Annotated in this window: 6 protein-coding genes; 1 reads left to right on the top strand and 5 read right to left on the bottom strand. The window is 71.1% G+C overall.

Annotated features, from left to right (window positions below; genetic code table 11):
- Nucleotides 1-52 precede the first annotated feature (52 nt).
- The 4 genes from AC5592_RS24445 to ssd form a co-directional block, all read right to left on the bottom strand.
- Nucleotides 53-649, bottom strand: coding sequence for a type II secretion system F family protein (locus AC5592_RS24445; protein ID WP_036497389.1), 597 nt, complete (start codon nt 647-649; stop codon nt 53-55).
- Nucleotides 646-1,329: a type II secretion system F family protein gene (locus AC5592_RS24450; protein WP_306304656.1), complete on the bottom strand. Its 684-nt coding sequence runs from the start codon at nt 1,327-1,329 to the stop codon at nt 646-648. Before AC5592_RS24450 ends, AC5592_RS24445 begins: the two co-directional genes overlap by 4 nt.
- A 104-nt stretch (nt 1,330-1,433) precedes the next feature.
- Nucleotides 1,434-2,621, bottom strand: a complete 1,188-nt coding sequence (locus tag AC5592_RS24455) for a TadA family conjugal transfer-associated ATPase (protein WP_036497386.1) — start codon at nt 2,619-2,621, stop codon at nt 1,434-1,436.
- Complete coding sequence (gene ssd, locus AC5592_RS24460; protein WP_036497385.1) at nt 2,618-3,703, bottom strand: septum site-determining protein Ssd; 1,086 nt, start codon at nt 3,701-3,703, stop codon at nt 2,618-2,620. Before ssd ends, AC5592_RS24455 begins: the two co-directional genes overlap by 4 nt.
- A gap of 489 nt (nt 3,704-4,192) precedes the next feature.
- Here ssd and AC5592_RS24465 point away from each other — a divergent pair, with 489 nt between their 5' ends.
- Nucleotides 4,193-4,972, top strand: a complete 780-nt coding sequence (locus tag AC5592_RS24465) for an HAD-IB family hydrolase (protein ID WP_036497409.1) — start codon at nt 4,193-4,195, stop codon at nt 4,970-4,972.
- A 502-nt stretch (nt 4,973-5,474) separates the two neighbouring features.
- On the opposite strand, the gene AC5592_RS24470 is transcribed toward AC5592_RS24465, so the two are convergent.
- Nucleotides 5,475-6,039: Fic family protein (locus tag AC5592_RS24470; protein ID WP_063065505.1), on the bottom strand; the 565-nt coding region annotated here is incomplete at its 5' end.

Below are 6,039 nucleotides of genomic sequence, written 5' to 3' on the forward strand. Positions count from 1 at the left end.
TCCCCTTTCTCTACGGTCGGCGCGGCGGATCCGCACCGAGTCTCTCGTGTGGTCACCACAACCCACCGCCGAGTACTCGACCGGCCAGTCCGGCGACCACCGGAACGATGCCGAGACAGACGAAAGCCGGCAGGAAGCACAGCCCGAGCGGGCCGCTGATGAGTACGCCCGCGCGTTCCGCACGCGCGGCGGCGGCATCCTCGACCGCGGCGCGGCACTTCTCGGCGAGTTCGGAGACCGCACCGGTCAGGGCCGCACCGGAGCGGGCCGAACGGCGCACCAGCCGGGCGAGCGCGGACATCTCCGCCCCGGGCGCTTCCCGGGCCGCTCGCTCCCATGCGGTGACCGGATCCGCGCCCAGCGCCAGCAGATCCGCCGCCCGGCGCAGTGCCGAGGCGAAGGGTTCCGGGGCGATCGGGGCCACCGCGCGCGCCGCCGTGGCGGTCGGCAGACCTGCCCGCAGACACGAGGCGAGCAGGTCGAGTGCCGAGGCCACCGCCAGCGGGTCACCTGCGCCCGGGCGCAGGTCCTGCCGCGGCGTGGGTGATGCGCCGCGGGCCGCGCGGAGGCGGGCGACCGGTGTGATCCGGCCCGGAAGGGCCAGCAGCGCGGCACCGGAACAGAGCAGTGCCATCGGAAGGCCGCTCATACCGATACCCGCCGCGTGATGGCATCCGCCCACAGCAATCCAACGCCGATCAGTCCGGCGCCCAAGGGAAAGACGATCGTTCCGACCCCTCGGCTCATCAGCACGTGCAGCGGGTGCGCGCCCATCAGCTGTCCGAGCGCGATGCCCAGCAGCGGAAGTCCGGCCAGCACCGCGGCGCTGGCACGCGCACCCGCCAGCGCGGCGTTCGTGCGGTCGCTGAATCGCATCCGCCCGGCGAGGTCGTCGCGGGCCGCGCTCAACAGTTCGGCCAATGCCAGGCCGTGCCGCTCGGCCACCTCCCAGGCGTCCGCGACACGATCGAGTTCGCTGGTGACGGCGCAGGGGCGGCCGCGCAATCCGTCCGCGGCCGAACCACCGAGCCGGGCCCGGGCGGCGCTCACCGCGAAGGCCGCTCCGACGGCTCCGCCGATCTCCGCAGCCGCGACCGCGGCGGCAGCGCTGGGATGCGCTCCTGTGCGCAATTCACCGATCACCACTTCCAGCCCGTCCAGCAGTTTCCGGCATTCGCCGTCGTGGCGGCGCTCCTCGCGGCGGTTCTTCGCGCGCACGGTCAACGTGATGGCGAGCACCGCGGCCGCACCCGCGACCCCGGGACCGAGGACGACCGCCGTCACCACCGCCGAAGCCGTCACGCCGCGAATGATCCAGCGGCTCCGCATATTTCGCTCCTCAGTCGGCCGTCCACACAGAGCGCCCAGCCGGTGCCGCCGGGCCGGGGTCGGCAGGAGCAGCAAGGCTCCCGCGCCGCACAGCAGACTCACCGTCATTGCCGCGACCGTTCGTCCAGCAACCGATGCAGGGCGGTATTCGCCGGTGTTGCAACGACATCCGCCGACCAGGCGGTCTCGATGCGCACACCGGCCTCCCCGGCACGGGTCACCAGTCCGATTTCCTGCAGGACTCGCCGGCCGTCGGATCGGCGCCGCATGGCGAGCACGACCTGGACCGCCGCGGCGAGCTGACTGTGCAGCCCCGCACGTCCCATTCCGCCCAGTGCCGCAAGGGCTTCCAGCCGGGCGGGCACCTCGCGGGGCGAGTTCGCATGGACCGTTCCGGCGCCCCCGTCGTGTCCGGTGTTCAGGGCGGTGAGCAGGTCCACCACCTCGGCCCCGCGCACCTCCCCGATGACGATCCGATCCGGCCGCATTCGCAACGCCTGCCGGACCAGGTCCCGAACCGTGATGGCACCTATGCCCTCCACATTGGCGATGCGCGCGACCAGCCGGACGACATGCGGATGCGGCGGCGACAGTTCGGCGGCATCCTCGACGCACACGATCCGCTCGGAGGGGTCGACGTGCGCCAGCAGAGCCGACAGCAGCGTGGTCTTCCCGGCGCCGGTGCCGCCGACCACCAGAAACGCGAGCCGCGCGCGAATGATCTTCTCCAGCAGCAGTTCCGAATCCGGCGTGAGCGTGCCGGAGGTGGTCAGCCCGCGCAGGCTGTGCCCGACCGGACGCAGGACGCGCAGCGAGATACACGTTCCGCCCTGTGCGATGGGCGCGAGGACCGCGTGCAACCGGACTCCGAAGCTCTCGCCGGGCGCTCGCTCGTATTCCGGCAACCGCCCGTCGACCCATGGCTGCGCATCGTCGAGCCTGCGACCGGCGGCGAGCGCCAGGCGCTGAGCCAGCCGCCGCACCGCCGCTTCGTCCGGGAAGCGGATCGAGGTGCGTTCCAGACCGCTCCCGCGGTCGATCCACACTGCATCGGGTGCGGTCACCAGCACATCGGAGACCCGGGCATCGTGCAGCAGCGGTTCCAGCGCGCCGGCGCCGGTCATCTCCGTCTGCAGCAGACGCAGTGCGCGCAGCAGGTCCGTATCGCCGAGGACGCGGCCGGCTTCGGCACGGATGGCGGCGGCCAGGCGTGCCGGATCGTGTTCACCGGGCTGGGCGGCCAGTCGCTCCCGCACCCGGTCGAGGAGTTCGGTGCTCACCACGCCGCTCATCGAGCACCGTCCGGCAGTGCGGACAGCACCGACTCCGCTCCGGCGAACAGCGGGCCGCGGCCGAGCGTCAGGCCGCCGCGTTCCAGAGTGCCCGCGAGCCCGGGTTGAGCGCGCATGGCGGCCAGCAGCGGCAGCCCCAACGCCTCCGCGATGTCTCGTCCGCGCAGCCCGCCGGGCGCGGGCCCTCGAACGACCAAGGCCTGGTTGGGATTTCGACGACGAACATCCGCGACGACGGCCCCGGCGGCAGCCACCGCGCGCAACCGGGCCGGCGCCACGAAGATGACGAGATCGGCGGCATCGAGGAGATGAGCGGTATGCGGGCCCCTGCTGCCGGAGATATCGCACACCACCAGATCGCCGGCGCCGCGGCCGGCCTCGACGACGGCGCGGGCCGCACCGGTGCCGATGTCGTCCGGTCCGGAACCGGCCGGTCTGCTGCACGCCAGGACACCGAGTCCCGGTGCGGCGGCGGGTAGTGCGTCGTGCAGGGCTTGCGCGGCCACTCGGCCGTCCTCGACGGAGAGGTCGGGCCAGCGCAGTCCCGGCACCGACTCGATACCCAGCAGCAGATCGATGCCGCCGCCGAGCGGGTCGCCGTCGACGAGCAGGATCTGCGGCCGGAACCGCCGGGCCGCAGCCGTCAAGGCCAGTGCCGCGGCGAAGACCGAGGCCCCGGCACCACCCCCTGCGCCGACGACGGCCAGGACGAGTCCGTCGCCGGGATCGCGCCAGGCATAGGCGGCGAAGGCCTCGATCAGCGTCTCGGTGTTGCCCGGCAGCGCGATGACCTGCTCGGCGCCGACCGCCGCGGCGGCCTGCCAATGGTCGAGATCCGGTTCACCGGCGCCGACCAGCACCACGCCCGAGCGGCGCGGATATCCGGCCTCGGAGCAGGTACGCGCCGCCGCGAGGTCGATGATCACCAGCGCTGCCGCGGCCCAGGCATGCCTGCCGACGGGCATCGAGCGTTCGTCCAGGCCACGGTCGGCAGCGGCCGCGATGCGCCGCACTTCGTCGCGCAACCGGAGGTCGCCCACCAACATCAGCGCCGGAGGAGGAACTGCTGCAACGGAATTCATGTCCGCCAGCCTCACCCGGTTCGGCCCGGCGAACCAGGGTCCGAACGCCGAATGTGGACAACTCGCGGGCTGTGGATAAACACTGCACGCCGAGTAACAGCTGAACGGTCCGGAAATAGAGGACGGCCCCAGCCGGGGGGGGAGGAGGCTGGGGCCGTCGGGGTTCAGCCCCGGGGGGTCGGGCTGAACGCGCCTGGACCATGTCCAGGTGCCAGCAATACTACACCCAGAAACCGGCCGCAATGCAAGTCCATCGCATGACGAAGTTTCGCCCGGAGCGGGGCGGCTCCCAGGGCGTCGAGCGGGGCGTGTGGCCGGGCTGAACGCCCCGTCGACGGGGAAGCTCCCTATCCTGGAGCCGTGACGGCCGAGGGCGACCAAACAGCTACGAACGATCGGGCCGCCGGGGATACCGGGCACCCGCGACACCGCAACGACGCAGCAGCGAACCGCGCGCAGGAGACGAGGGATGCGCCGTCCGCACCCCGGATCGCCGCCTTCTTCGATCTGGACAAGACGGTCATCGCGAAGTCGAGTGCGTTCGTCTTCAGCCGGCCGTTCTTCGCCCAGGGGCTGATCGATCGGCGCACCGTGCTGGAGTCCAGTTACGCGCACTTCCTGTTCCTGCTCTCCGGCGCCGACCACGACCAGATGGAGCGGATGCGCGAACACCTGACGAAGATGACGGCCGGCTGGGATGTGTCGCAGGTGCGCTCGATCGTCGCCGAAACACTGCACGAACTGGTGGATCCGCTGATCTATGCCGAGGCCTCGGATCTGATCGCCGACCACAAGATCCGCGGCCACGACGTCGTGATCGTCTCGGCGTCGGGCGAGGAGATCGTCGCCCCGATCGCCGCCGCGCTGGGCGCCACCCATACCGCGGCCACTCGCATGGTGGTCGAAAACGGTAAGTACACAGGCGAAGTCGAGTTCTACTGCTACGGCGAGGGCAAGGTCGAGGCGATCGAGAAACTGGCCGCGACCGAACGCTACGACCTCTCGCGCTGCTACGCCTACTCCGATTCGATCACCGATCTGCCGATGCTGTCGGCGGTCGGACATCCCACCGCGGTCAATCCCGACCGGAATCTGCGACGCGAGGCGATAGCCCGGGAATGGCCGATCCTGACCTTCTCGAATCCGGTGTCACTGTGGTCGCGCATTCCCGCGCCGTCGACCACGACGGTGGCCGCCACGGCGGTGGTCGGGGTGAGCGCGGTACTGGCCGGCGCCCTCAGTTACCGGCTGCTGCGCCGGCGCCGCTGAGGGCGGCATTCCTGGCACATCGAGGCTGGTCAACGACGCGCAACCCATCGATGTAACCACGATTCGGGGGGCCACACGCCGATTATGAGTAATGTCCTCTCGACCCTTGATGTGAGGGGGCTCACAGAGTAACAATGGACGCACGGAGGGGCGGAAGGCCAAGATCGAAACGGAAGAGAAGGTTCGATCTCCCATCCGCACTTCCCAGCACGGACGCCAGGCACCCACGCGGAGCGCGCCGCGACAAGGGCAGAAGCGTTGTGGGCCTGCGAAATTCGAATTCACGTCGGCAATGGCCTCGCACAAGTTGCGGGGATGAACCGGCGGAGTCCGGATGATCGCCGAGGCCGCAGAACACAACCCGACAAGCACGCTTGGTAACCGGGTAGTCCGTGCTAGCGGGCGGTGAGGCCGACGACGGCTACGCCGCCCGCTTCGATGTGCGGACCCTTTTCGCCCTCGCTGCGATCAGCACTCATCCCGCCACGTTCATCCCCCGCGCTCATCCCGCCGCGTCGGCGATCGATCGCGCCTCGCGAGCACCGTCCTCCAGCGCGCCGCAGCAGAACACCACCCAACCGCCCACACCCTCGGCCGTCCCCTCGGCGAAGCCCGCCGCGGCGTCGACGTAAGCCTGACGGCGCCGCAACCAGAAGACCTCGGGCACGCCGAGGCTGTGCGGATCCAGGCCGCTCGCGACGGCGACCAGCCGGGACGCCGCCCGCGCCACGACGCCGTCGGCGGAACCGAAGGGGCGCAACGACATCAACTCGCCGTGCACCACCGCGGCCAGCACGGGGGCCGGCGCATTCGAGGTCAGCACGGTCTGAGCCAGCAGATCGAGCCGTTCGGCGACACCCGGTTCGGGTCGCGGGCGGCCGAGACCGATTTCGTCGTCGACCAGATCGGCCGCGGCGAGCAGATGCAGACGAGCCAGCGCCTGCAGGGGCGCCCGCTGCCACACACCGACCAGATTGCGCAGCGCGTCACCGTCGAGGGCCTGCCCGACCCGCAGCGCCCCCGCGAGAATCGGGTCGCCGACCCGGCCGTCGGCGGGCAGCTCGGTG

Origin of the sequence: Nocardia violaceofusca NBRC 14427, from assembly GCF_963869435.1 — a bacterium.
Taxonomy (GTDB): Bacteria; Actinomycetota; Actinomycetes; order Mycobacteriales; family Mycobacteriaceae; genus Nocardia; species Nocardia aobensis.